This is a genomic window from Campylobacter armoricus (genome assembly GCF_013372105.1).
Taxonomy (GTDB): Bacteria; Campylobacterota; Campylobacteria; order Campylobacterales; family Campylobacteraceae; genus Campylobacter_D; species Campylobacter_D armoricus.
Window position 1 is genome coordinate 1,409,349 of record NZ_CP053825.1, and the last position, 24,682, is coordinate 1,434,030.

The window sequence follows — 24,682 nt, forward strand, 5'->3', positions numbered from 1 at the left end:
CTTAGTATAATTTATCTAATAATTCATCATCTAAATAATCAAAGCTGTGCTCTTCGGAAGGAAAAATGCCATTTTTTACTTCATGAATATATTCTTGAACTGCCATTTTAGGATTTATTGTATCAAAATGTTTTACAAATTTTGCTTTAAAGTCTTTATTTATACCTAAAAGATCATAATAAACTAAAACTTGTCCATCACAATATTTTCCAGAGCCTATACCAATTGTAGGAATTTCTAAAATAGAAGTTATTTTTTGTGCTAATTTTAAAGGTATGCATTCTAAAACCAACATACAAGCACCCGAATCTTGCACAGCTTTTGCATCATCTATAATTTTTTGTGCCGATTGTAAATTTCTTCCTTGAACTTTATATCCGCCTAACATATTTACAGCTTGTGGAGTTAATCCTAAATGAGCAACAACAGGTATTCCTGCTTGAGAAATTGATTTAATTTTGCTAGATACCTCAGCTCCACCTTCTAGTTTTACTCCATTTGCATGAGCTTCTTTAATAAATCTTGAAGCGTTTATAATAGCATCATAATCTGAACTTTGATAAGACATAAAGGGCATATCAGCTAAAATGAAAGATTTTTTAGCTCCACGCCAAACAGCTTTAGTAAAAATAAGCATTTCATCCATAGTAACACTTAAAGTATCTTGCATACCCAACATTACCATAGCTAATGAATCTCCTACTAAAATAATATCAACATCACTTTCATCTAAAATTTTTGCACTATGATAATCATATGCACTTACCATAGTTATTTTTTCATTTTTGGTCTTTTTTTCTAAAAAACTAAGAATATTTTTTCTCATAACATGCCTTATCTTCACTAATAATATATAATAAATAAAAAATTAACATACCATTATGCATAAAAAGTAAATAGGATGGTAAGTCAAAGTATTTTGAAATTCTTTTTCATAGTTTTTTAAAAATGTCTTGCTTATGAAAAATTTATCACCCAAGGCATTTACCCCACTTAGTTTTAAATGCCTAAATAAATCCAAAGTTTGATCAAATTTTAGATTTATTAAATCTTCTTTGGCTTTTATAATTTTAAATTTTTTAGAAAGTTTTTGCGAAATTTGCTCTAAATTAAAATAATCTAGTGATAAATTTGTGCTTTGCTTAATTTGAGCGAAATTTTTTTCTCCAAAAGTGGAAAAAAGTAAAATCCCATTTTTATTTAGCATATTTGCAAAATTATTCAAAGCATTATCAATATTTATCCACTGCATACAAGCATTTGAAGCTATAAGATCAAATTTTTTCGTATAAAAATGATGATTTTTAAGCTCATTCATATCAAAAACACCAAATTCATCAAATTTACAAGGATTTTTAAAAGGATAAATATCATTTAAAAAATAATGCTTAAATTTAATACACTCTTGCAAAGCCTTACTAAAAACCCCTACCCCACAGCCAAATTCAAATACCGCTTCAAAATCGCTCAAATCATTCTCACTAAGCATTTTGCAAAGTTCTTTAGCCATGTCTTTTTGCACAGGTGTATTTGCGCTATAAGTATCTTTTGCTCTTATGAAAGTTTGCAAAGCTCTTCCCAAGTATGGTATTTAAAAAATACAAAATGTGGTTCATCGATAAACATTGCCTTTTCTTTGAAAAAATTAAAAGCATGCTTTGGTGGAAAGATTTTATCATCTTTGCTAATTATGGCTTTATCCCAAGTGAAATTTTCATTTAAGTTTTTAGTACAAAACTCATACAAGCTTAAAAGCTCTGCTTTTAAATACTCGTTTTTTTCAAAATAAAATCCATCACTTAAACTCATTCTTTTTTCAAGCAAATTTGCCTTAAAATCCTCTAAAGCAAATCTTTTCATCGTAAGTTTAAAAATGGCTTTTTTAATCCCAAATTCATCATTTATAGGTAAATTTGTGCCATTTATGGCTATTTTTTTATCAAATTTTATATCTTTTAAAATTTTACTCGCTACACAAACTCCCATAGAAAAGCTAACAAGAGTGATTTTTTCAAATTTATTAAGATCAAATTCCCAACCAAAACTCGTATAATCATACACCATTAAAACATTTACATCACTTTTTAAATGCGTAAAATGGCTAAAATGCGAGCAAAATCCTGAAAAAAATAAAATCAACTCAGATGAATTTGCATTTTCATGTAAAAAATGAGTTTTCAAAGTACCTCCAAAACTTTTTCTAAGTCTTTTTTTACCAAACCAGCATGTAAAGAAAAGCGAATTCTAGCTGTATTTTTAGCCACGGTTGGCTCTTTAATAGCAGGTGCAAAAATGCCATTTTCTAAAAGTTTTTTAGAAATTTTACTAGCTAGTGCATTTTGCCCTAAAATAAAAGATATCACATAAGCCTCGCCTAAAACTGCACCTTTACTTGCCAAGGCATTTTTAAACCAAGCACTTAATTCTAAAAGCTTTTTTCTTTGAGTATTAAATTTGTGCAAATGCTTAAAAACATGTAAAGTCCAAGCTACATTGATAGGCGCAATAGCAGTTGAGTATATAAAAGCTCTTGCTTTGTTGATAAAAAAATCTTTTTCATTACTTATCATGCAAGCTCCCATAGAAGCTATGGCCTTACCAAAGGTAAAAACTAAAAAATCCACTTCCTTTTCTAAGCCTAAAAATTTCACATAACCCAAACCATCATCACTAAAACACCCTATGCTATGAGCTTCATCAATGTAAATTTTGATATTTTTAAACTCTTTTTTTAAATTTATGAATTCTTTTATAGGTGCAAAATCTCCATCCATACTAAATAAAGCTTCACTTATGATGATGATATTTTCAAATTCTTTATAATGCTTTTGCGCTAAGCTTTGTAAATGCTTTATATCATTATGCTTAAATCTTATAAATTTAGCCCCGCCAAGCCTTAAACCATCGATGATACTTGCATGCACTTGCTTATCTGCTAAAAACAAAGTATTTTTAATGCTTGCTAAAGCTTGCAAACAGCTTACATTTAAGGCGTAACCATTGTTAAAATGCAAGATTTTTTTGCCTAACTTAGCTTCTAAAAAGCTTTCAAATTCATCAAAAATCGCATAATTTCCACTCAAGCTTCTAGAACTTGAACTAGAAAATTCAAATTCTTTCAAATGCGTTAAAAAATCTTGCTTTAATACTTTTTCATTACTTAAATTTAAATAATCATTCCCCGCTAAATTCAGCAATTTTTGCCCATTATAAACGACATATTTTCCCTCATGTTTTAATGAGCGTAGAATTCTAAAATTATCTTGTTGTTTTAACTCATCTAAAATTTGTGCAATTTGCATATTTGAACCTAAAATTGTTCTTTAAAATTTGCATAAAGCATACACCCATCTTCATTTTTTAAGTCACAAGCTTTGCCAAAATACTCTAAAGCTTTGGAAATATCTTTTTTAACACCATTTCCAAATCCATACATAAATCCAAGGCGAATACAGCCTAATCCATCATTTAAAATACAAGCTTTTTGATATAATTTGACTGCTTTAAAATTATCTATTCTTACACCTTCTCCACTTACATACATAGCACCAAGATTGGTACAACCTATGCCTATATTTAAATCACAAGCCTTTTGATACAATTCTACCGCTTTAAAATTATCTTTTCTTATACCATAACCATTTCTATACATAGAGCCAAGATTAGAGCAACCCAAGCCTTCATTTAAATTACATGATTTTTGATACAATTCTACCGCTTTAAAATTATCCTTTTTTACACCAAATCCATTTTCATACGTAACTCCAAGATTAAAACAACCCAAACTACTATTCAAATCACAAGCTTTTCTAAATAATTCAGCTGCTTTAAAACTATCCTTTTTTACGCCGAATCCATTTTCATATATAATTCCAAGATTAGAACAGCCATTTCCACTATTTAAATCACAAGATTTTTTTAAGTATTTTAAAGCTGTTGGGTAATCGCCTCTATCATAGGCTTTAATTCCTTTTTCAACCAAATCCTCTTGTGCGTATGCAAAATTTAAAAATAAAATCGCTAAGATAATCAATACTTTTTTCATACTTTACCTTTAAATTTAAGATAAAAGCTAATTATATAAATATTTTCTAAATAATCCTTTTTCATTTTAAAGCATAAATTTGAGTAAAAATTGTAGTATCATTAGTAATAAAAATCAAAGAAGTAAAAATGAATTTAAAAGAACTAGACTTAAAACACATTTGGCACCCTTGCACACAAATGAGCGATCATGAGTTTTTACCTTTAATACCTATAAAAAAGGCTAAGGGAGTGTATTTGTATGATTTTGATGAAAAATCCTACATAGACTGCATTAGCTCTTGGTGGGTAAATATCTTTGGCCATTGTAATGAATACATCAATGAAAAAATCAAAGATCAGCTTCAAAATTTAGAGCATGTTTTACTTGCTGGTTTTTCGCATGAGCCTATCATAAAGCTTTCACAAAGACTTTGTGAGCTTTTACCTTTTGATAAATGCTTTTTTGCAGATAATGGTAGTTCAGCCATAGAAGTGGCTTTAAAAATGAGCTTTCAATACCACTTAAACAATGGCTCTAAAAAGGATAAATTCTTATCACTTAGCAATTCTTACCATGGAGAAACCTTAGGTGCATTAAGCGTTGGCGATGTAGCGCTTTATAAAAAAACCTATGAGCCTTTACTTTTAAAAAGTATCACAACGCCTGTGCCAACTAGCAAGGACTATGCAAAAGAACTTGAAATTTTAGAAAGTATTTTAAAAAATCATCATCATGAAATTTGTGCTTTTATACTTGAGCCTTTACTTCAATGTGCGGGCAATATGCATATATATGAGCTTGGGTATTTAAATGAGGCGGTTAAGCTTGCTAAAAGTCATGGCGTGCAAGTGATATTTGATGAGATAGCCACAGGTTTTGGACGCACTGGGGAGATGTTTGCGCTTGATTATTGCTCGCAAGGCATTGATTATATATGTCTTTCTAAGGCTATCACGGGTGGGTATTTGCCACTTTCAGTGGTGCTTACTAAAGATGAAATTTATGAGAAATTTTATGATAGCTATGAGAGCCAAAAGGCCTTTTTACACTCTCACTCTTATACGGGTAATGCCCTAGCTTGTGCAGCGGCTAATGCGACTTTGGATATTTTTGAAAAGGAAAATATCATCACAAAAAATAAAATCAAAAGCATTTTTATAAAAACGCAATGGGAGAGTTTAAAAGAATTTGATTTTTTAGGAAATTTTAGAAATTTAGGCATGGTGAGTGCATTTGATATACAAAAAAGCAAATACCAAAGAGCAGGACTTGAAGTCTTTCAAAGAGTCTTAGAAAAAGGCTTACTTTTAAGACCGCTTGGAAACACAATCTACTTCATGCCACCATATATTATAAATGAAGATGAGATTGCTTATGTAGTGCAGTCTTTAAGAGAGATTTTCAATGAATTCTAATTTTGATTAATGTTAAATTAATACAATAAAAGGACGATTAATGATGAGAAAAATTAATCAAAATGCTTTTTTTATGAACTACTTGCAATGTATCTTTATAAAAAAGGATCTATTAGTACGCTTGATATTGAAAACTTATTTGGCAATGAAGATGACTTTCAAAATTCTAACAATCCAGCTTCAAATCGGGATAACAAGGTAACTTATATAAATAAAGACTATATAGAATATGACGAAATTACAAGAGAATTGAAAATTATAGAAAAAGGTAAAGAATATATAAGAAATAAATTTCCACCAAAACCGAGAAGAAATTAATAAATAATTTTCAAAAGTTTTTCGCACACTTTATCATCAAATTCTATAATGGGAATTGAAGCATATTTGCTTATAAAATCTTTGCTAAAATTATCTTGGGTTTTTAAGATTAAAGCGAGGATTTTAATATCTCTTTGTTTTAGCGCTTCTATGCTTAAAAGCGTATGGTTGATACTTCCTAGATAATCTTTTGCTACTAAAATCGTAGGGTGCTTAAACGCACTCATATAATCAATCATCGTTTTTTCATCATCAAGTGGTGAAAAAAGCCCACCAGCTAGCTCGATGATGAGTTTATCGCTTTGTGGAATTTGTATATCAAAGGCTTTATAGCTTAAATTCTCTAAAATCCTGCCTTTGTGTGGGGAAGCAGGAGTTTTTAAAAATACGCCTTCTTTAAAAATCTTAGTTTTTGGACTAAATTTAGCTACTACATCACTATCTTTTGGCGTCCCTGCTTGGATAAGTTTAAAATAATCAAAACCTAATTCCTTACAAAGTCTAGCACTTAAGTAAGTTTTACCAACATCTGTATCTATACCACTAATATATATTTTCATTTTAAACCTATGAAAGTATTTTTAAACCCACAGTGCAAGCAATGATAAGTGCAATTAAAAAAAGTTTTAAAAAGCTTTTACTTTCTTTGTAAAAAAGCACACCTATGATAACCCCACCTGCAGTTCCAGCTCCTGTCCATATAGAATAAGCCACACTCATAGCAATGTTTTGCATACTAAGGCTTAAAAATCCAAATGAAAAACCAAAACACACTATCAAAGCTAAAAGATAAAGTTTATTTTTAGTGCTAACAAGTTGCTTCATAATAATCACACCAAAAATTTCAAAAGCAGTTGCTAAAAATAAAAAAAACCATTCCATTATTTAGCTTCCTTGCTAATGATTTTAAGACCTATAATGCTTAAAAGCAAAATAGCTATTAAAGCAAGCTTAGTAATAGAACTTGGTTCATCAAAAACAAACATTTCATTTAACACTACTCCAACCGTGCCAATACCTACAAAAACACTATAAGCAATGCTTACTTCAAGTCTTTCACAAGCTTTTAAAAAACAAGTAAAAGATATACAAACCCCAACAGCTGTTAAAGCATAATGCCAAATTTCAGTTGAATACTTTAAACCACTCACCCAAAAGCATTCAACCAAACCACCTAAAATAACCATAAACCAACCAAAATTAGAGCTTATTTTTGTTCTTTCTATCATAATCTACCTTTTTAAAAAGTGCAAATTATATCAAAAATTTACATTTATAATCAAAATATTTTTTAACTATATTTTATAAACAATTTAATAATATTAATTTATATTTAATTTATATTATTATAAAATTTCAATAAATATTACAAAACAAAAAGGAAGTAAAATGAATTTATTAACATGTAGCAAAAAAACTTTATTAGTTTTAGCTAGTTTAGCATTTTTAGCAAGTAATAATTTTGCAAAAGATTTTGAACCTATTATAGTCATACATGGTGGAACAAGTGGTCTAGGACTTACAAAAGAAGAATTTTCCAAAAGAGAAAAAGTGATGAAAGAATCACTAAAAGCTGGACAAAAAATACTCGAAAAAGGTGGAAGTTCAGTTGATGCAGTTATAGCTGCCATTAAAGTAATGGAAGATAGTCCTGAATTTAATGCTGGAAAAGGTGCTGTTTTTACATCTGATGGATTTAATGAACTTGATGCTTCTTTAATGGATGGAAAAAATTTAAAAGCAGGTGCAATTGCTATGGCTAGGACCATTAAAAATCCTATAGAAGCAGCAAGACTTGTTATGGAAAAAACACCTCACACTTTAATAGCAGGAGAAGGTGCTGATAAACTAGCTAAAAAACATGGTTTAGAAATAGTAGGACAAAAATATTTCTTTACAGAACACAGATATAAACAACTTCAAGAAGCTAAAAAAAGCAAAGAAGTGTTATTAGATAGTGATAAAGCAAAAGCTCATCTTGGTATAAGCACAGAGCCATACCTAGGAACAGTAGGTGCAATAGCTTTAGATAAAAATGGAAATTTGGCAGCAGGAACAAGTACAGGTGGAACTACAAATAAAATGACAGGTCGTATAGGTGATTCTCCTATCATAGGAGCAGGAAACTATGCAAATAACGACTCTGTAGCAGTTTCTTGCACAGGAACAGGGGATATTTATATAAGAGTAGCTGCAGCACATGAAGTAGCATCTTTATATGAGTATAAAAAACTTCCTATTCAAAAAGCAGCGCAAGAAACTATCAAGCAAGTTGCAAAGCTTGGTGGAACAGGTGGAATCATCTCAATAGATAAAAATGGAAAAGTTGGTTATGCTTGGACTAAAGATAAACTCGGAATGTATCATGGTCAAGCAAAAATTGGTGAAGAACCAAAAGTATTTTGGCCTGTTGAAAAATAATTAACGCAATTTAACTTTTTTTGTGCCTCGAAGTTTAAAAATTTTCGAGGCTCCACTTTCAAAAAATTTTTCATCTACTATTTCATCTACATTTTGTATAGCCCAATTTAAATCAAATTTTTTCCCATGAATATTTGCAGAAGTCGAATAAATCCAGTCAAATTGTTTTAAAAATTCCTCATGTTTGCAATTTTTTACAACACGAATTGCCTTAGCATTTGGATATAAAAAAGTAGTTTTTTTAGCTTTTCTTATGGTATTTTTGAATTTATTTGGCACTCTTGTAAGTTTTTTAAGCTCACTAAATTTAGCTGTAGTGATTAAACAATCTTGATTTTGCGGTCTTTTTTTTAAAACATTAAGGGCTTTTAAATCTTTACTTAAAAGCCCTGCTGTTGTATCAGTTTGGGCAAGATAAATCATACTTTCAAATATTCTTGCAAGCTCTTTACTTCAAGGAAAGATTGATCTTGTATAGCCTTAATGGCTTTAGCACCTGCATACGCTGCCCTTAGGTTTGTAAAATAAGGCGTTTTAAAGCGTAAAATATTAGCTCTAATTTTTTTAGTATCATCTTTAAAGCTATGCTCATCACTGGTATTTATGGCAAGTTGTATTTGAGAATTTTTTAACTTATCTTCCACATTCGGACGCCCTTCTGAAATTTTATGCACAAACTCACACTCTAAACCCGCTTCTTGTAAAATTTTATAAGTCCCGCTAGTTGCTATAATTTTAAATCCTAACTTAATATACTCATTTGCTAAATCCACTGCGTATTTTTTATCTTGTTCTCTTAAAGATAAAAACATATTTCCGCTTTTTGGTAAGAAATTTGAAGAGGCAATTTGACTTTTTGCATATGAATTTGCAAAATCTTTACTTACACCCATAACTTCACCAGTTGAACGCATTTCAGGTCCAAGCTCAAGATCACTTCCACTTAATTTTACAAAAGGAAATACAACAGATTTTACACTAATGTGTTTTGGTTTTCTAGGTTTTAAAATACCATTTTTTTCTTCTACCACCTTAAAGGTATCGTAAAATTTTAAACTCTCTCTTAAATTTCCTTGCCACATTATGCGTGTTGCAACTTTTGCTAAAGGAACTCCCGTGGCTTTACTTACAAAAGGAACGGTTCTACTAGCTCTTGGATTTACTTCTATCATATAAAGTTTATTTTCATGAATAGCAAATTGTATATTTAAAAGTCCTACTACGCCTAAATTTAAAGCAATATCTTTGGTTTTTTGCTCAATCATTTCAAGCATAGTCTCATCAATATTTACAGCAGGTAAAGAACAAGCGCTATCACCTGAGTGAATTCCTGCTTCTTCAATGTGCTCCATAATACCTGCTACATATACTTCTTTTCCATCACTTATCGCATCTATATCAAGCTCAGTTGCATTGTCTAAAAATTGATCTATTAATACTGGGGATTTATCACTTACATCAACTGCTTCTTGCATATAAAGTCTAAGCTCACTCTCATCATGCACAACACGCATTGCACGACCACCCAAAACATAACTTGGTCTAACAAGCACAGGATAACCTATCTCATTTGCTTTTACAATTGCTTCTTCTACACTTACCGCTGTGCCATTTTTAGGTTGATTTATCCCTAAATCTTCAATAAATTTAGCAAATTTCTTTCTATCTTCAGCTAAATCTATTACTCTTGCACTTGTTCCTATAATCTTAGCTCCAAAAGCACTAAGGCGTTTAGCAAATTTAAGTGGAGTTTGGCCACCAAAATGCACTATCACTCCATCTGGTTTTTCTTTATCAATAACCGCTCTTAAATGCTCAAAGTCAATAGGTTCAAAATATAAAATATCACTTGTATCATAATCGGTTGAAACCGTTTCTGGATTGCAATTATACATTATGGTTTTTACGCCCATATCTTTTAAGGCAAAAGAGGCATGCACACAAGCATAGTCAAACTCAATACCTTGTCCTATGCGGTTTGGTCCCCCGCCTATAATCATTACTTTTTTGTCTTTTTTATCTTTGCTTTCTTTTGTTTGGGTTAATTCACTTGCATTAATACTTGAGTATAAATATGGAGTTAGTGCTTCAAATTCTCCTGCACAAGTATCTACTTCACTATATTGGGCAATAATTTTGTGCTTAATTCTTGCATAATAAATATCATTTTGGCTTAACTCAAGATTGTCTTTTTGGTTAATCAAGCTAGCAATTTTTTTATCTGAAAAGCCTAAAGTCTTAGCTTTTCTTAATAGCTGTTTATTGCTTAAAATATCCATATCTATTTGATTTTCAAATTCCACTAGTTCTTTTATTTGATTTAAAAACCAAGGATCAATTTTACAAAGCTCAAAAAGCTCTTGTGTGCTAAAGCCTTCTCTAAAAGCTTGTGCTATATAAAGCAAGCGTTTTTCATTAGCATGGCGAACTTTTGCTATAAGCTCATTTTTATCACAATTTATTACATCAAAACCACTTAAATTTCTCTCAAGTGAGCAAAGTGCTTTTTGCAAACTTTCTTTAAAAGTGCGTCCTATAGCCATAACCTCACCCACACTTTTCATAGCAGTGCCAAGCTCAGTACTTGCATTTGGAAATTTTTCAAAAGTAAAACGAGGAATTTTAGTTACTATATAATCAATCACTGGTTCAAATGAAGCAGGAGTTCCTGTAATATCATTTTTGATTTCATTTAAACTAAAGCCAACTGCTAAAAGTGTAGCAACTTTGGCTATAGGATAACCCGTTGCTTTACTAGCCAATGCTGAAGATCTAGAAACTCTAGGATTCATCTCAATAACTATCATTCTACCATTAGTTGGATTGACAGCAAATTGAACATTTGATCCACCTGTATCAACGCCGATTTCTCTTAAAATTGCAAATGAAGCATTACGCATTGCTTGATATTCTTTATCAGTAAGCGTTAAAGCTGGTGCTATGGTTATGCTATCGCCCGTATGTACTCCCATAGGATCAACATTTTCAATAGAACAAACGATAATACAATTATCATTTCTATCTCTAATGACTTCCATTTCGTATTCTTTCCAACCAAGCAAGCTTTCTTCGATTAAAATTTCATGGATAGGGCTTAGTGCTAAAGCAGTATTTGCAAGTTCTGCAAATTCATCCATATTATACACCACACCGCTTCCTGCACCCCCAAGAGTAAATGAAGCTCTAATCATCAAAGGAAAACCTATCTCATCAACCGCTTTTAAAGCTTCTTCATAATTATATGCATACATAGATTTTGGCAAATCCATACCAATTTTTTTCATACATTCTTTAAAAACTTGTCTATCTTCACCTTTTTTAATAGCTTCTGGGTTGGCTCCTAAAAATTTGATATTCCCTAATTCTCCACTCTCATATACTTCCATAGCGACATTCAATGCTACTTGACCACCCATTGTAGGTAAAATCGCATCAATTTTTTCTTTTTTTATGATACTTAAAATACTTTCTTTAGTAATTGGTTCTATATAAGTTGCATCAGCAAATTCTGGATCTGTCATGATAGTAGCCGGATTAGAATTAATCAAAACTACCCTATAACCTAATTCTTTTAAAGTTTTAGCAGCTTGGGTTCCTGAGTAATCAAACTCACAAGCTTGACCTATAACTATGGGCCCACTGCCTATTAATAATATATTTTTTATATCTGTTCTTTTTGGCATATATTTTCCTAAGCTGAATTTTCAACTAAATTATAACAAATATAAGTTTTTTAGAAGTTAAAATTTACAAAAATAAATAGCTAAAAATTAATTTTCTACCATATAAAAATAACTTGGTACTTTCATTTTTACATAAGGCTTAACATAAGCATTTTGATAAGCACCTTCTTCTTCTATTTTAAAAATTTCCCCAACAGGAATTCCTGAAAAGAAAATCTCATCCAAACCACTTGTATAAACCTTTTCCCCCATTTTAAGCTCTAGCCATTTAGGGATATATTTAACTATTATATAATCATTTCTACCATGAGCAATACCTGGCACTTGTTCCCTACCTATAAAAACAGAAAATACACATTCTTCATCACCAAGCAAAAGACCTAAAGCTCTACCATTTTTTTCTATTACAATTCCTGCTGTATAGCCATTATAAATCAAACCTTTGATTTTTCCTTTATAATCAATATCAAGCCATACTTTATGATAATCACTAATTTGTGCATAAGAACTTGCTTTAACCAAACTAACATTAGGATAATAAAAACTTGAATTTTTATCACTTAAAAGATTATTTAATTCATTAGCAAAATTTTTCATATAGATATTATTTTTTTCAAGCTCAGCATTTCTTTCTCTTAAATTTCTAATTTCTTGAGCTTGATTAAAATGCTCATTGAATTTATTATCTAAAAGATCAATGCTTTGTGAGAAATAATTTACAATAATAGTATTTAAATTTAAGACATTTCGTTTTATTATATCTCCATAATAAAACGAAACAAATACCAAAAAAGATAAAATTAATACGCTAAAGATTTTACTCTTCATTCGTTAGCTGATGTAATAATGAAATTTCTTCTAAAGCTTTACCTGTGCCTTTTGCAACTGCTAAAAGTGGTTCATCTGCTACATATACTGGAAGTTTTACAACTTCTGATAAATATTTATCAAGTCCGCGTATCAAAGCTCCACCGCCTGTTAAAACAACACCATTTTCAACAATATCAGCCGCAAGATCAGGTGGCATCATCTCAAGAACAATTTTTAAAGCATCAGCAATTTCTTTTAAATGCTCACGCATAGCTTCTCTTACATCTTCACTAGTCAGTTCGATTCTATTTAATAAACCTGTTACTTGATCACGACCCTTAACTACCATAGAAAGTTCTTTTGGAAGCTGAACTGCTGAACCTATAGCTATTTTTATCTCTTCACCGGTTCGCTCACCTATTACAAGATTATATTTTTCTTTTACATAATTTACTATACTAGTATCAAGCTTATCACCAGCTGTGCGAATTGATTTTGATATTACAAGTCCGCCTAAAGAAGTAACACCAATTTCAGTTGTACCACCACCAATATCGACCACCAAACTCCCTTGAGGCTCTCTGATTGGTAAATTTGCACCAATAGCTGCTGCCATAGGTTCTTCTATCAAAAATACTTCTCTAGCACCTGCACTTAAAGCACTCTCTCTAACTGCTTTTCTTTCAACTTGAGTTAAACCATAAGGCACTGAAATAATAATTCTAGGTCTTAAAAAAGATTTTCTTCTATGAGTTTTTTCTATAAAATAACGGATCATTTTTTCAGTCATATCAAAATCTGCAATAACTCCATCTTTCATAGGACGGATTGCTTCGATATTACCTGGGGTTTTTCCTACCATTTCTTTAGCTTCTTTTCCAACTGCTAAGATTTTAACCCTTCCATATCTTTCGCGCTCTACTGCAACAACCGATGGTTCATCAATCACTATACCCTTATCTTTTACTAAAACTAAAGTATTTGCAGTACCTAAATCTATCCCCATATCACTTGAAAAGAATCCAATTATTTGATCTAAAATCATTATTTATCCTCAACTTTTCTTATTTTTTATAAATAAAGGCTTGGCACCTTCTTTAATCACTTCTTTTGTAATTACTATAGTATAACCATTATACTCTGGCAATTCAAACATTAAATCAACCATCAATTCTTCGATAATACTTCGCAATCCCCTAGCACCTGTTTTTCTCTCAAGTGATAATTTTGCGATTTCTCTTAAAGCATCATCTTCAAATTTTAATTCCACATTATCAATAGCAAAAAGTTTTTGATATTGTTTAATAATAGCATTTTTTGGCTCTGTTAAAATACGAACCATACTTTCTTCATCAAGCTCTTCTAAAGAAGCTAAAACATGCAATCTTCCTATAAGCTCTGGAATCAATCCAAAATGCACTAAATCATCAGGCTCTAATCTTTGAAGCAAGGCTTCTTTTTCATCTTTTTTATCATCAGTAAAAAAGCCCATGACATTATCGCCTAGTTTTCTTTTAATGATATCACTAATGCCATCAAAAGCCCCACCACATACAAATAAAATATTAGTAGTATCTATTTGTATAAAATCTTGATTTGGGTGTTTTCTACCACCTTTTGGTGGGATATTTACTAAAGATCCTTCGATGATTTTAAGTAAAGCTTGTTGCACACCCTCACCACTTACATCTCTTGTAATGGAGCGATTTTCACCCATTCTTGCGATTTTATCTATCTCATCAATAAATATAATCCCTTTTTGAGCTCTTTGCACATCTCCATCAGCAGCTTGTAAAAGACGAGTAAGGATATTCTCAACATCTTCTCCCACATAACCTGCTTCAGTTAAAGAAGTCGCATCACAAATTGCTATAGGAACATCTAAAAATCTTGCTAAAGTCTGCGCTAGTAAAGTTTTTCCACTTCCTGTTGGACCTACTAATAAAATATTTGATTTTGCTAATTCTGTATCATCATCTTCTAAGTCAGATCTAAAAAGTCTTTTATAGTGATTATAAACACCCACGCTAAAGATTTTTTTAGCTCTATCTTGACCGATGACATATTTATCTAAATATGCTTTTAACTCCTTAGGAGTAATATCTTTAAAATCTTCTTTATCTACTTCTTTATTTTTTAACTCTTTTTCTTCTCCAAAAAAAATATTACAAGCACTTTCAGCACAATATTCGCATATAAAAGCGTTATTATAATCATTTACTAAAATTCTTCTTTCACTTGTTTCTATTTCATTACAAAAACTACATCTTTTAACCATGGTTTTTTTCCTTGTATATAGGAATTCCTCTTTTTGTTTCTAAGATAAAATTACACATTTTTTTTACATTTTCACTAGAAGTACTTTCTAATAAACTTAAAGCATTATCTTTTAGATTTCCTTGTCTGAATAAAAATTTAAAAGCCTTACTTAAAGTATCTACTTCTTCTTTATCAAAGCGTCTTCTAATACCTACCAAATTTAAGCTTTTGATACTTGCACGATTTCCCTCAGCCAAACAAAATGGCACTATATCTTGAGAAAGTGCGCTAGCACCTGCTATCATACACCCCTCACCCACTTTTACAAATTGATGTATCGGAGTAAGCCCACCCACTACGGTATAATCTCCAAGTTCTACATGACCTGCTAAAGTAGCATTATTTGCTAAAATGATATTGTTTCCCAAAGTACAATCATGTGCAATATGTGAATAAGCCATGATAAAAGCATTATCACCTATTCTTGTAAAGCCATCTCCTTTTGCTGTGCCTGAATTTATTGTAACAAATTCTCGAATTACTGCATTTTTACCTATAATAACACCTGAGTTTATCTCATCTTTATAAGATATATCTTGCGGGATGTCTCCAACTATAGCATAAGAAAAAACTTTAGAATTTTCACCTATACTTACATTAGGTAAAATTCTTGCGCCTTGTTTGATAATAGTATTTGCACCTATATTTGCATTTTTTCCAACATAAGCATAAGCTTCCACTATAACATCATCTGCTATAATAGCACCATCTTCTATAACCGCACTTGGATGAATTTTACTCATTATTTATCTACTATCATAGCTTTAAGTTCAGCTTCTGCAACTAATTGTCCATCTACAAAAGCTTTTCCTTGGAAAATCCACATATTTCCGCGATTTTTTACCACACTCATTTCATAATCAAGCCTATCACCCGGACGCACAGGATTTCTAAATTTAGCATTATCGATTCCAGTAAAATAAACCACTTTAGTGCTTGGATCTACTTTATCATCCATACTTTCAAATGCTAAAACTCCTCCAGTTTGTGCCATACCCTCTAAAATTAATACACCTGGATAAATTGGATGACCTGGAAAATGTCCCATGAAAATATGATCACTTATACTAATATTTTTATAACCTCTAACAATTTCTTTATTTTTTAGTTCTACAATTTTATCTACAAGTAAAAATGGATACCTATGTGGTAAAATTTTTTGAATTTGCATTACATCTATCATAAATTTAGCCTTAAAATATATTCAAAATTTAGATTTTACAAAAAAAATATTAATAAATTAATTAAGTTTTATAACTTCACAATCTTTTCTTTTATATCAAAATAAATTTCACTTTTTGCCATGAATTCATAAGTGCCTTTAACAATATTTTTCACAATAATCACCGGAGAAAGATCATAAGCACCAAAATACTTTTGTCTTATTTTAATTTCTTGTCCTATTTTTAAAGGATTTTGTAAAAACTCATCAAAATCTTTAAATTTCATTTTACACAAAGCATTAAAATACTCAAAACTCCATAAATTAATCTCATCTTTTACACTTTTATAGTGTTTTAGTCCTTCATCTAAAATACTAAATTTAGTATAAGAATTTTTAAAATGTGAATAAAATAAAACATAAGCTTTTATAGCATTTTTATTTTCTTTTATTAATGCTTTTAGCAAACGATAATTTAAAAATTTCTCTCTTTGAATTTCAAATTTAATACCCTTTTTTTCTAAATTTTTTACTTGATTGTAAAAATTTATTTTTTCTTCTATACTTGAAGGTAATATTTGTTTATTTATAGGATTCATAAGTTCATCTATAAAAGCTTTTTGATTTTTTTGTTTAGAAAGTGCGTAGATACATCCGCAATAATTTTGATGATAAAGCATATCTTGCTTAGCTAAGGCAAATTGTCTTTGCGTGCCTCCATTTTTTCTAAAATCAGGTGCTAAAAACTCTATATCAAATTTATCACATTCTCTTTGCAATGCTAGTTTTAATTGCTCTAAATTTTTTTTAGGAGAAGTCAAAAGCGTTGTTGTTAGTTTTTTTTCTCCTATTTTTTGGGCAAATTCAACGCTTTTTTGTATTCTAAAATCAAAGCAAATTTGACATCTTGCACCTTTTTCAGGTTCATCTTCATAACCCTTTACACTCTCAAGCCATTTTTCATACTCATATTCACCCTTATAAAGTTTAATACCTAGTTTATCACAACTGCGTTTAACATCTAAAAATCTAAGCTCATATTCACTATATGGATGAATATTTGGATCATAAAAATAACCTATAATTTTCTCATTAGGGTAAGCCTTGCTTAATTCTTGTATAAAATAATGACTATCGACACTACAACAAATATGCACTAGCATAATTCTTTTAATACCCTAGTAGCATGATCTTTAACTTTTACATTTTTATAAATTTTTGTAATATTTCCATTTTCATCAATTACAAAAGTAGATCTTATAAGCCCTTCATACTCTTTTCCGTAATTTTTCTTTAAACCCCACACGCCATAGAGCTTACAAATTTCTTTTTCACTATCACTCAACAAAGTATGTTTTAAATCATATTTTTTTATAAAATTTTCATGTGATTTTACACTATCTGGGCTAATACCTATAATCACAGCATTTTGCTCTAAAAAATTTTCATAATTTTGACTAAATTCACAAGATTCTGTAGTGCAACCTGGAGTATTATCCTTTGGATAAAAATACAAGATAATCTTTTTGCCCAAAAAATCACTCAAAGAAATTTTTACGCTATCTTGATTTAAAAGTTCAAAAAATGGAGCTTTATCACCAATTTGCAATTCTTTCATTTTTTAACCTTTCGATCTTAATTTTTCTACATTTTCACCACCAAAAGCGATATTATAAGGTTCTATATCTTCAAGCATTATAACTATATTTTGTTTTGGCTTATTATATTTTATATGCAAAAGCTCTGTGATATCTGCTATCAACTCTTCTTTTTGTGCTTTACTAAATTCTGGTTTAGCTAATTTAATATTTACAATTGGCATTGTTTTTCCTTGCTTTAAATAAATAATTTTACTATATTCTAGCAATTATTAGTATATTTTTGATAAAATTAGTTTTATTTTTGATAAAGGCTTACTTATGATTAGGGCAAAAAAAATTTGGATGGATGGAAAAATCATTGATTTTGATGATGCAAAAATCCATGTTCTAACACATTCATTACACTATGCAAATGCGGTTTTTGAAGGAACAAGAGCTTATAAAACACAAAATGGTTTAGCAATTTTTAGATTAAAAGAGCACACCAAAAGACTTTTAGAGTCTGCAAAAATCACTTTAATCAACTCTCCTTTTTCTCAAGAAGAGCTTGAAAATGCACAAATTGAACTTTTGAAAGCAAATGATTTTCAAAACAACACCTATTTGCGCCCATTAATCTTTTTAGGCGATGGAACTATGGGGGTTTATCATGCCAAAGCTCCTGTTAGAGTGGCTATTGCTGCTTGGGAATGGGGTGCGTATTTAGGCGAAGAAGGCTTAGAAAAAGGTATTAAGGTTAAAATTTCTTCCTTTGCTAGAAATAGCATAAAATCTAGCCTCGGTAAGGCAAAAGTAAGTGCAAATTATCTAAATTCTCAAATGGCTAAGTATGAAGCTATCGAAGCAGGATATGAAGAAGCATTAATGCTTGATGAAGAAGGTTTTATAGCAGAAGGAACAGGTGAATGTTTTTTTATGGTTAAAGATGGTAAATTAATCACTCCGCCAAATGATTTTTCATTAAAAAGTATCACTCAAGATATGGTTTTAAAAATTGCACACGATCTAGGTATAAATGTGATGCGTCAAAGAATTTCAAGAGATGAAGTTTATGTAGCCGATGAAGCATTTTTCACAGGAACCGCAGCAGAAATAACACCGATTAATAATATAGATGCAAGGATTATAGGCAATGGAAAAAGAGGTGAGCTAACAACAAAGCTTCAAAATGCGTATTTTGATGTAGTTTATGGACGCAATGAAAAATACGCTTCAATGCTAACTTATATTTAACAAAGGAATTAAATGCCAGCTGATTTGAATGATTATTTTAATAAAAAAAACAATCAAAGCAATAATAAGCAAAACTTAAATTTTAAAACTCCAGAATTTAATTTTAAAGGTTTTGGAAAATTTTCTCCACTTATTTATAGTGCAATTACAATTATTTTAGTTTTTGTACTTTTTAAGCCATTTGCAATCGTTAATTCAGGTGAAATGGGGATAAAATCTACTACAGGTAAATATAGCCCTACTCCACTTGAACCAGGACTTCATTTTTTTATGCCAGTATTGCAAAAAATTACTATTATAGATACAAGAGTAAGACAAATTAATTATGCTTCCATTGAAGGTGTGAATGAAAATTTACAAATAGGATCTGGAGTTGTAAATAAAAATAGTATTTCAGTACTTGATTCAAGAGGTTTGCCTGTATCTATTGATGTAACAGTTCAATATAGATTAAATCCTTTACAAGTCCCTCAAACAATTGCTACATGGGGACTTAACTGGGAAAATAAAATTATTGATCCAGTAGTTAGAGATGTGGTTAGAAATGTTGTAGGTCAATATACCGCTGAAGAGCTTCCAACAAATCGCAATACCATAGCAGTACAAATTGATCAAGGCATTAGAAAAACTATAGAAAGCCAACCAAACGAACCTGCTGAACTTCAAGCTGTTCAACTTAGAGAAATTATCTTACCTATTAAAGTAAAAGAGCAAATAGAAAGAGTTCAAATTGCTAAACAAGAAGCTGAAAGAACTAAGTATGAGGTTGAAAGAGCTAACCAAGAAGCACTGAAAAAAGCAGCTTTAGCTGAAGGGGAGGCAAATGCAACCATTATTAGTGCTAAAGGTAGAGCAAGTGCTGTGAAAATTGAAGCTGATGCACAAGCCTATTCAAATAGAGAAATAGCAAAAAGCTTAAATAATCCTTTACTTGATTTAAAACAAATTGAAACCCAAAAACAATTTAACGAAGCTCTTAAAGTAAATAAAGATGCTAAAATTTTCTTAACACCTGGTGGAGCCGTTCCAAATATATGGGTAGATAGCAAGGATAGCAAAAGAACAAGTTCTATAGCAAATTAAATTTAAAGAGTGATAATGAATATTCAACATATTCGAGAGCAAATGATTTTTTATACCACTCATTTGCACTTAATTGATTTTTTACTAATGGCTTTAGTTATATTTTTTTTCATTATCACTTTATTTACCGCTTTAATCATTAGAAATAAACCAACTTTTGCCTTTATTGTTATTTTTTTAGGTATTTTATGTTCTGCAAGTATTGCTTATTTAGGATATTTTTTAATTGACACTAAAGTTAGATCTAGAATTGCAAGTTTAGATAGTGCACAATTTTTTGTATATGATAATTCGCTAAGTATTAATTACAGCTTGACAAATACTTCCAAAAAAAGCTTTAAATACTGCAAATTAAAAGTTGCAGTATTTAAAAAACTCGACAATAATAACACTTTGCAAAATATACTATACACTTTAAAACCCATAAGAACTAAATCAACTTTTATAGAAAAAACGATAAAGCCAGATCAAACTATCAATCTAAAAACAAAATTTTCCGATTTTAAAGATGGTCAAAATTTTGATATAAAAATAAATTCAAAGTGTTTCTGATGGGATATTTTACATTTTTTCATTTTTTAATTGTTTTTATCATGTTAGCTTCTACTGCATTAACTTGGGTTTTAATTTACTTAAAAGTTCAAAATAAAAAATATATGATTATATTTTGTATAGTTAGTTTTATACTTGCTTTGATTTTAACCATATCTCTATTACTAACCATAGATCAATATACAAAAAAAGCAAGTTTAAGTAATTTTTCAACCTATAGACGCCTAGCAAATGAAAGCATTATTATTAAAGGTAGGGTAACCAACGATACCAATTTTAAAATTTCTAAATGCTATTTGGAACTTAGAATTATAGATGATAATAAAAAACACGAAGTTAGTGGTGAAATTTTCAATCAACAAAATTTTAATAGTATAAAGAAAGCAAATCAACAACAAAGAGATGTTTCTTATAATATTAATATTGCGAGTCAATTACCAGGCCATACATATAAAGATTTTTCTTTTGAAGTAGCATTACCACCTCATTTCCAAAGTTATAAAATTTTTAAACAACTAAAATGCAAATAGAGATTATTTAATAAAATAATCTCCATCAAAACTAATTAAAGAATATTTTCTTTCATCGCCTATACTTGAAACTAGCTCATCAATATCCAAAAATGTTAAACTATCTGCACCAATATATTCTTTAACCTCTTCTATATTTTTATTTGCAGAGATTAATTCCTCGAATGTAGGTGTATCTATACCATATATATCAGGAAATTTAATCTCAGGACAAGCTATAGCTAAATGGATTTTTCTTGCGCCTGCTTGCTTTAAAAGTGTAATTATTTTTTTGGAAGTAGTTCCTCTTACTATACTATCATCAATTACCACTATGTCTTTACCCTCTAAAACTTTTTTCATAGGATTTAATTTGAGTTTTACTTTTAAATTTCTCATTTCTTGAGTTGGCTCTATAAAAGTTCTTCCCACATAATGATTTCTTACTATTGCCATTTCAAGCGGAATTTTTAAATGTTGTGCAAAGCCTATAGCAGCACTCACTCCACTATCAGGCACAGGAACCACAAAATCTACTTTTTCTTTAAATTTCTTAGCTAAAGTTTCACCCATTTTTTTGCGTATTTCATATACGCTTTTACCTTCTATAATACTATCTGGTCTAGCAAAATAAATATATTCAAACGCACAAATTCTCGGATCAACTTGATCAAAAACTTGAATACTTTCAAACTCATCACTACCTTGTGTAAAAATCAACATCTCACCTGGTTTTACATCACGAATAAATTCAGCCTCTATCAAATCAAAAGCACAAGTTTCACTTGCTACAATATATCCACCATCTTTTAATCTTCCCAAAGACAATGGTCTAACACCATATGGATCTCTTACCACAAAAAGTTGATTTTTGCTAGCTAGTATAAAGCAATATGCACCCTTATTTTGCTTTAAACTCTCTATAAATCTATTTTTCAAAGTTTCTTTTTTGCTTTTAGCTATTAAATGCACTACATTTTCTGTATCCATATTTGAGTGAAAAATTGCACCATTATCAATAAGCTCTTTTCTCACTTTTTCCTTGTTGATTAAATTACCATTATGCACCAAAGAAATATCACCCAAAGAACAAGTCGCAGCAATAGGTTGTGCATCATGTAAGGAAGAATTTCCAGCAGTAGAATAACGATTATGCCCAATGGCTATCTCACCTTTTAATCCTGCTAAAATTTGAGTATTAAAAATTTGTCCTACTTCGCCTTTAGCTTTATAAGTTTTTATATTCAAACCATCACTTACACTAATTCCACTTGCTTCTTGTCCACGATGTTGCATAGCAAATAAAGCATAATAAGCCACAGTACTTGCATTTTTTGAATTAATTACTCCAACTACTGCACACATTTAAATTCCTAAACAATCATCTATATCATATAAACCATTTTCTTGAGAAACTAACCATTTTGCACATTTAATTGCACCTTTTGCAAAAGTTGCCCTTGAAGTAGCCGTATGATTTAATTCTATAAATTCACCCTCATTATAAAAACCAACCCTATGAGAGCCTACTATATCACCGCCTCTTAAACTCATGACTGCAATTTCTTCCTTACTTCTTTGTCCAACCATTCCATCTCTACCACTAACTCTAACCTTTTCTAAATCCAAATTTCTAGCTTTAGCAACACTTTGGGCTAAAGTCATTGCGGTTCCACTTGGTGCGTCTTTTTTCTTATTATGGTGCATTTCTAGTATTTCTATATCAAAATCTTTTAAAGTCTGACTAGCTAAATAAGAAAGTTTTTTTAAAACAGCTATCCCTAAAGACATATTAGTCGCATAAAGAATGGGCATAGTAATACTTGCGCTTTGCATCAATTCATTTTGTTTAACATCTAAACCAGTTGTTCCTATTACTAATGGTTTTGGGTTACTCCTTGCATACAAAAGCAAATCTTCACAACCCTTTGGAGTTGAAAAATCTATAATCACATCACATTTATTAAAAAAATCTTCATAATCTGATCCTTGATCAAATAAAGAATTAATTTTTGCTTGTTCATCATTTTCTAGACAAAGTCTTATTTGCGTCCCCATACGCCCATTACTTCCATGAATTCCGATATTAATCATTATAAAACTCACCTTTTAGATTTTAAGAAATTGTAGCGTTAATTTATTTAAAAGCAAATAACAATTTTAAATAATCATTCCATTTTTAATCTAAAAATTTCCATTTCTATTAAAAAATCTTTTCATATTATTGTTTAATTAATTTTATATCCAAAGCATTCACAATCTACATCCATAATAAAAGCTCTAGAAAAGATTTTTGTTTTATCCATAATAACTTTTTTAGAAAGCTCATAAAGATTTTGTATAAGGATTATGTTAAGATATATTTTGTTGATATGAATTAACATTTTGCTGTGTAATATTTGCACTAGCTATTAGTGCTAAAGTTGTGCTTAGAATTAGTATCTTTTCATTTTAGATTCTCCTTAATTTTTCTAGGAGAATCTTAATTATTTTTTTGTGAAGTTTATATGAAAAATCAATGCAAGCTTTCAATATACGCTAAAGCACTAAGTGCTGCGACTGCTCCATCGCCTGCTGCACATATTACTTGTTTTGGTGCATCTTTTCTTAAATCACCTGCTGCAAATAATCCCGCGATGCTTGTTTGCATTTTAAGATCCACATTTACCTGACCACCTTCCTCCATTACACACAAAAACTCACCATTATCTTGTTTTAAAATTTCATTTCTAACATTTAAACCAACAAAAGTAAAAATCCCAGGTACATTAAGTTCTCTTTTAGAGCCATCGTTAAATACTATTTTAACTTTATTCACACCCATATTATCACCACATACCTCATCAACTATTGCATTGGTGATTAATTCTATTTTATTATTGTTTTTTACTTTTTCTACAGTTGAAGGTGCTGCCCTAAATTCATCTCTTCTGTGGATTAAATATACTTTTGAACAAATATTAGCTAGATACAATGCTTCTTCTAAAGCAGTATCACCACCACCTAAAACTGCCACTTCTTTATTTTTGTAAAAAAACCCATCACAAGTTGCACAAGTACTTACACCCTTACCAAAAAATTCATCTTCACCCTTAAAACCAGCACGACGCGGCGTAGATCCTGTACAAACAATAACAGCTTTTGCTTGTTCATTTTTTCCACCTTCAAGTTTTATAGTAAAACTACCATCTGAATTTTTAAAAACTTGTTCAACTCCAACCATTTCATGTTTTAAACCAAAACGCATACATTGTTCATTCCAAGGAGCCATAAAAGAAATTCCATCTAAAACTTGTGCAACTCCTGGATAATTTTCTATTTCAGAACTTGAAGTAATTTGTCCTCCTGGCATACCTTTTTCAAACATAACGACATTCTTCAAACCACCTCTTGTAGCATATAAACCAGCACTTAATCCAGCAGGACCACCACCTATAATAGCTAAATCTAACATAATATTTTTCCTTGATAATTTTATTTGCAGTTATTATACAAATTTTTCTTTAATTATAAATAATAAAAATTATTAAATAGTAAAAAATATAGTAA

Annotated in this window: 28 protein-coding genes; 7 read left to right on the top strand and 21 right to left on the bottom strand. The window is 30.3% G+C overall.

What is annotated here, in order from left to right:
• Position 1 precedes the first annotated feature (1 nt).
• The 5 genes from panB to CARM_RS07210 are packed head-to-tail and all read right to left on the bottom strand — an operon-like array spanning position 2 to position 4,045.
• Positions 2–826, bottom strand: coding sequence for a 3-methyl-2-oxobutanoate hydroxymethyltransferase (gene panB, locus CARM_RS07190; protein ID WP_139426114.1), 825 nt, complete (start codon positions 824–826; stop codon positions 2–4).
• Positions 827–868: 42 nt separating this feature from the next.
• Positions 869–1,570, bottom strand: a complete 702-nt coding sequence (gene bioC, locus CARM_RS07195; RefSeq protein WP_161593867.1) for a malonyl-ACP O-methyltransferase BioC — start codon at positions 1,568–1,570, stop codon at positions 869–871.
• Complete coding sequence (locus CARM_RS07200) at positions 1,555–2,181, bottom strand: pimeloyl-ACP methyl esterase BioG family protein (RefSeq protein WP_139426117.1); 627 nt, start codon at positions 2,179–2,181, stop codon at positions 1,555–1,557. The genes bioC and CARM_RS07200 overlap by 16 nt, the downstream gene beginning before the upstream one ends.
• On the bottom strand, positions 2,178–3,302 hold the full coding sequence (locus CARM_RS07205; protein WP_139426119.1) for an aminotransferase class I/II-fold pyridoxal phosphate-dependent enzyme: 1,125 nt from the start codon (positions 3,300–3,302) through the stop codon (positions 2,178–2,180). Before CARM_RS07205 ends, CARM_RS07200 begins: the two co-directional genes overlap by 4 nt.
• A gap of 8 nt (positions 3,303–3,310) precedes the next feature.
• On the bottom strand, positions 3,311–4,045 hold the full coding sequence (locus CARM_RS07210; RefSeq protein WP_139426121.1) for a tetratricopeptide repeat protein: 735 nt from the start codon (positions 4,043–4,045) through the stop codon (positions 3,311–3,313).
• A 128-nt stretch (positions 4,046–4,173) separates the two neighbouring features.
• Here CARM_RS07210 and CARM_RS07215 point away from each other — a divergent pair, with 128 nt between their 5' ends.
• Positions 4,174–5,442, top strand: coding sequence for an adenosylmethionine--8-amino-7-oxononanoate transaminase (locus CARM_RS07215; RefSeq protein WP_139426123.1), 1,269 nt, complete (start codon positions 4,174–4,176; stop codon positions 5,440–5,442).
• An 87-nt stretch (positions 5,443–5,529) separates the two neighbouring features.
• Positions 5,530–5,760: a hypothetical protein gene (locus tag CARM_RS07220; RefSeq protein WP_139493270.1), complete on the top strand. Its 231-nt coding sequence runs from the start codon at positions 5,530–5,532 to the stop codon at positions 5,758–5,760.
• Here the strand turns inward: CARM_RS07220 and bioD are convergent.
• Genes bioD through CARM_RS07235 form a run of 3 tightly spaced genes read right to left on the bottom strand, consistent with a single transcriptional unit; the run spans position 5,757 to position 6,989 of the window.
• Complete coding sequence (bioD, locus tag CARM_RS07225) at positions 5,757–6,320, bottom strand: dethiobiotin synthase (protein WP_139426125.1); 564 nt, start codon at positions 6,318–6,320, stop codon at positions 5,757–5,759. The two genes, CARM_RS07220 and bioD, sit on opposite strands and share 4 nt — an antisense overlap.
• Before the next feature lie 7 nt (positions 6,321–6,327).
• Entirely contained in the window at positions 6,328–6,642 is a 315-nt protein-coding gene (locus CARM_RS07230) for a DMT family transporter (protein ID WP_120760094.1), read from the bottom strand.
• Positions 6,642–6,989, bottom strand: coding sequence for a DMT family transporter (locus CARM_RS07235; RefSeq protein ID WP_139426127.1), 348 nt, complete (start codon positions 6,987–6,989; stop codon positions 6,642–6,644). The genes CARM_RS07230 and CARM_RS07235 overlap by 1 nt, the downstream gene beginning before the upstream one ends.
• Positions 6,990–7,149: 160 nt before the next feature.
• Here CARM_RS07235 and CARM_RS07240 point away from each other — a divergent pair, with 160 nt between their 5' ends.
• Positions 7,150–8,181: an isoaspartyl peptidase/L-asparaginase family protein gene (locus CARM_RS07240; protein WP_139426129.1), complete on the top strand. Its 1,032-nt coding sequence runs from the start codon at positions 7,150–7,152 to the stop codon at positions 8,179–8,181.
• Here CARM_RS07240 and CARM_RS07245 read toward each other — a convergent pair whose 3' ends face one another.
• The 10 genes from CARM_RS07245 to CARM_RS07290 all read right to left on the bottom strand — a co-directional run bounded on the left by CARM_RS07245 (position 8,182) and on the right by CARM_RS07290 (position 17,977).
• Positions 8,182–8,604 (bottom strand): Sua5 YciO YrdC YwlC family protein, encoded by a 423-nt coding sequence (locus CARM_RS07245; protein ID WP_139426131.1) that lies wholly within the window; start codon positions 8,602–8,604, stop codon positions 8,182–8,184. It abuts the gene before it with no gap.
• Positions 8,601–11,864 (bottom strand): carbamoyl-phosphate synthase large subunit, encoded by a 3,264-nt coding sequence (carB, locus tag CARM_RS07250; RefSeq protein ID WP_139426133.1) that lies wholly within the window; start codon positions 11,862–11,864, stop codon positions 8,601–8,603. Before carB ends, CARM_RS07245 begins: the two co-directional genes overlap by 4 nt.
• 87 nt (positions 11,865–11,951) lie before the next feature.
• Entirely contained in the window at positions 11,952–12,692 is a 741-nt protein-coding gene (mreC, locus tag CARM_RS07255) for a rod shape-determining protein MreC (RefSeq protein ID WP_139426135.1), read from the bottom strand.
• On the bottom strand, positions 12,682–13,719 hold the full coding sequence (locus CARM_RS07260; RefSeq protein ID WP_133389104.1) for a rod shape-determining protein: 1,038 nt from the start codon (positions 13,717–13,719) through the stop codon (positions 12,682–12,684). Before CARM_RS07260 ends, mreC begins: the two co-directional genes overlap by 11 nt.
• 9 nt (positions 13,720–13,728) lie before the next feature.
• A complete protein-coding gene (gene clpX, locus CARM_RS07265) occupies positions 13,729–14,952 on the bottom strand; it encodes an ATP-dependent Clp protease ATP-binding subunit ClpX (RefSeq protein ID WP_139426137.1) in 1,224 nt (407 codons plus the stop codon).
• Entirely contained in the window at positions 14,945–15,736 is a 792-nt protein-coding gene (gene lpxA / locus CARM_RS07270; protein WP_139426139.1) for an acyl-ACP--UDP-N-acetylglucosamine O-acyltransferase, read from the bottom strand. Before lpxA ends, clpX begins: the two co-directional genes overlap by 8 nt.
• Complete coding sequence (gene fabZ / locus CARM_RS07275; protein ID WP_139426141.1) at positions 15,736–16,176, bottom strand: 3-hydroxyacyl-ACP dehydratase FabZ; 441 nt, start codon at positions 16,174–16,176, stop codon at positions 15,736–15,738. Before fabZ ends, lpxA begins: the two co-directional genes overlap by 1 nt.
• A 68-nt stretch (positions 16,177–16,244) precedes the next feature.
• Complete coding sequence (locus tag CARM_RS07280; RefSeq protein WP_139426144.1) at positions 16,245–17,318, bottom strand: epoxyqueuosine reductase QueH; 1,074 nt, start codon at positions 17,316–17,318, stop codon at positions 16,245–16,247.
• Complete coding sequence (gene bcp / locus CARM_RS07285; RefSeq protein ID WP_139426146.1) at positions 17,312–17,773, bottom strand: thioredoxin-dependent thiol peroxidase; 462 nt, start codon at positions 17,771–17,773, stop codon at positions 17,312–17,314. Before bcp ends, CARM_RS07280 begins: the two co-directional genes overlap by 7 nt.
• A 3-nt stretch (positions 17,774–17,776) precedes the next feature.
• Complete coding sequence (locus tag CARM_RS07290) at positions 17,777–17,977, bottom strand: tautomerase family protein (protein WP_139426148.1); 201 nt, start codon at positions 17,975–17,977, stop codon at positions 17,777–17,779.
• 97 nt (positions 17,978–18,074) lie between these two features.
• On the opposite strand from CARM_RS07290, the gene ilvE reads away from it, so the two are divergent.
• From ilvE to CARM_RS07310, 4 genes are read left to right on the top strand one after another with little or no spacing between them, the layout of a single operon-like run.
• A complete protein-coding gene (gene ilvE / locus CARM_RS07295) occupies positions 18,075–18,989 on the top strand; it encodes a branched-chain-amino-acid transaminase (protein WP_139426150.1) in 915 nt (304 codons plus the stop codon).
• A 12-nt stretch (positions 18,990–19,001) separates the two neighbouring features.
• Entirely contained in the window at positions 19,002–20,072 is a 1,071-nt protein-coding gene (locus tag CARM_RS07300) for a prohibitin family protein (protein ID WP_139426152.1), read from the top strand.
• A gap of 15 nt (positions 20,073–20,087) precedes the next feature.
• On the top strand, positions 20,088–20,624 hold the full coding sequence (locus tag CARM_RS07305; protein WP_139426154.1) for a DUF2393 family protein: 537 nt from the start codon (positions 20,088–20,090) through the stop codon (positions 20,622–20,624).
• Positions 20,624–21,154 carry a DUF2393 family protein gene (locus CARM_RS07310; protein ID WP_139426167.1) on the top strand — a complete coding sequence of 177 codons (531 nt, stop codon included), beginning with the start codon at positions 20,624–20,626 and terminating at the stop codon, positions 21,152–21,154. The genes CARM_RS07305 and CARM_RS07310 overlap by 1 nt, the downstream gene beginning before the upstream one ends.
• A 3-nt stretch (positions 21,155–21,157) precedes the next feature.
• Here CARM_RS07310 and purF read toward each other — a convergent pair whose 3' ends face one another.
• The 3 genes from purF to trxB all read right to left on the bottom strand — a co-directional run bounded on the left by purF (position 21,158) and on the right by trxB (position 24,587).
• Positions 21,158–22,498 (bottom strand): amidophosphoribosyltransferase, encoded by a 1,341-nt coding sequence (gene purF, locus CARM_RS07315; protein ID WP_139426169.1) that lies wholly within the window; start codon positions 22,496–22,498, stop codon positions 21,158–21,160.
• Positions 22,499–23,227 (bottom strand): 4-hydroxy-tetrahydrodipicolinate reductase, encoded by a 729-nt coding sequence (gene dapB / locus CARM_RS07320; protein WP_139426171.1) that lies wholly within the window; start codon positions 23,225–23,227, stop codon positions 22,499–22,501.
• A gap of 421 nt (positions 23,228–23,648) precedes the next feature.
• Positions 23,649–24,587 carry a thioredoxin-disulfide reductase gene (trxB, locus tag CARM_RS07325; RefSeq protein ID WP_139426173.1) on the bottom strand — a complete coding sequence of 313 codons (939 nt, stop codon included), beginning with the start codon at positions 24,585–24,587 and terminating at the stop codon, positions 23,649–23,651.
• Between the last annotated feature and the right edge of the window lie 95 nt (positions 24,588–24,682).

Excerpts from the sequence above, each read along its gene's own strand:
- panB (WP_139426114.1), bottom strand. The coding sequence starts at position 826 with ATGAGAAAAAATATTCTTAGTTTTTTAGAAAAAAAGACCAAAAATGAA.
- CARM_RS07205 (WP_139426119.1), bottom strand. The coding sequence starts at position 3,302 with ATGCAAATTGCACAAATTTTAGATGAGTTAAAACAACAAGATAATTTT.
- CARM_RS07210 (WP_139426121.1), bottom strand. The coding sequence starts at position 4,045 with ATGAAAAAAGTATTGATTATCTTAGCGATTTTATTTTTAAATTTTGCA.
- CARM_RS07215 (WP_139426123.1), top strand. The coding sequence starts at position 4,174 with ATGAATTTAAAAGAACTAGACTTAAAACACATTTGGCACCCTTGCACA.
- CARM_RS07220 (WP_139493270.1), top strand. The coding sequence starts at position 5,530 with ATGTATCTTTATAAAAAAGGATCTATTAGTACGCTTGATATTGAAAAC.
- bioD (WP_139426125.1), bottom strand. The coding sequence starts at position 6,320 with ATGAAAATATATATTAGTGGTATAGATACAGATGTTGGTAAAACTTAC.
- CARM_RS07230 (WP_120760094.1), bottom strand. The coding sequence starts at position 6,642 with ATGGAATGGTTTTTTTTATTTTTAGCAACTGCTTTTGAAATTTTTGGT.
- CARM_RS07235 (WP_139426127.1), bottom strand. The coding sequence starts at position 6,989 with ATGATAGAAAGAACAAAAATAAGCTCTAATTTTGGTTGGTTTATGGTT.
- CARM_RS07240 (WP_139426129.1), top strand. The coding sequence starts at position 7,150 with ATGAATTTATTAACATGTAGCAAAAAAACTTTATTAGTTTTAGCTAGT.
- CARM_RS07245 (WP_139426131.1), bottom strand. The coding sequence starts at position 8,604 with ATGATTTATCTTGCCCAAACTGATACAACAGCAGGGCTTTTAAGTAAA.
- carB (WP_139426133.1), bottom strand. The coding sequence starts at position 11,864 with ATGCCAAAAAGAACAGATATAAAAAATATATTATTAATAGGCAGTGGG.
- mreC (WP_139426135.1), bottom strand. The coding sequence starts at position 12,692 with ATGAAGAGTAAAATCTTTAGCGTATTAATTTTATCTTTTTTGGTATTT.
- CARM_RS07260 (WP_133389104.1), bottom strand. The coding sequence starts at position 13,719 with ATGATTTTAGATCAAATAATTGGATTCTTTTCAAGTGATATGGGGATA.
- clpX (WP_139426137.1), bottom strand. The coding sequence starts at position 14,952 with ATGGTTAAAAGATGTAGTTTTTGTAATGAAATAGAAACAAGTGAAAGA.
- lpxA (WP_139426139.1), bottom strand. The coding sequence starts at position 15,736 with ATGAGTAAAATTCATCCAAGTGCGGTTATAGAAGATGGTGCTATTATA.
- fabZ (WP_139426141.1), bottom strand. The coding sequence starts at position 16,176 with ATGATAGATGTAATGCAAATTCAAAAAATTTTACCACATAGGTATCCA.
- CARM_RS07280 (WP_139426144.1), bottom strand. The coding sequence starts at position 17,318 with ATGCTAGTGCATATTTGTTGTAGTGTCGATAGTCATTATTTTATACAA.
- bcp (WP_139426146.1), bottom strand. The coding sequence starts at position 17,773 with ATGAAAGAATTGCAAATTGGTGATAAAGCTCCATTTTTTGAACTTTTA.
- CARM_RS07290 (WP_139426148.1), bottom strand. The coding sequence starts at position 17,977 with ATGCCAATTGTAAATATTAAATTAGCTAAACCAGAATTTAGTAAAGCA.
- ilvE (WP_139426150.1), top strand. The coding sequence starts at position 18,075 with ATGATTAGGGCAAAAAAAATTTGGATGGATGGAAAAATCATTGATTTT.
- CARM_RS07300 (WP_139426152.1), top strand. The coding sequence starts at position 19,002 with ATGCCAGCTGATTTGAATGATTATTTTAATAAAAAAAACAATCAAAGC.
- CARM_RS07305 (WP_139426154.1), top strand. The coding sequence starts at position 20,088 with ATGAATATTCAACATATTCGAGAGCAAATGATTTTTTATACCACTCAT.
- CARM_RS07310 (WP_139426167.1), top strand. The coding sequence starts at position 20,624 with ATGGGATATTTTACATTTTTTCATTTTTTAATTGTTTTTATCATGTTA.
- purF (WP_139426169.1), bottom strand. The coding sequence starts at position 22,498 with ATGTGTGCAGTAGTTGGAGTAATTAATTCAAAAAATGCAAGTACTGTG.
- dapB (WP_139426171.1), bottom strand. The coding sequence starts at position 23,227 with ATGATTAATATCGGAATTCATGGAAGTAATGGGCGTATGGGGACGCAA.
- trxB (WP_139426173.1), bottom strand. The coding sequence starts at position 24,587 with ATGTTAGATTTAGCTATTATAGGTGGTGGTCCTGCTGGATTAAGTGCT.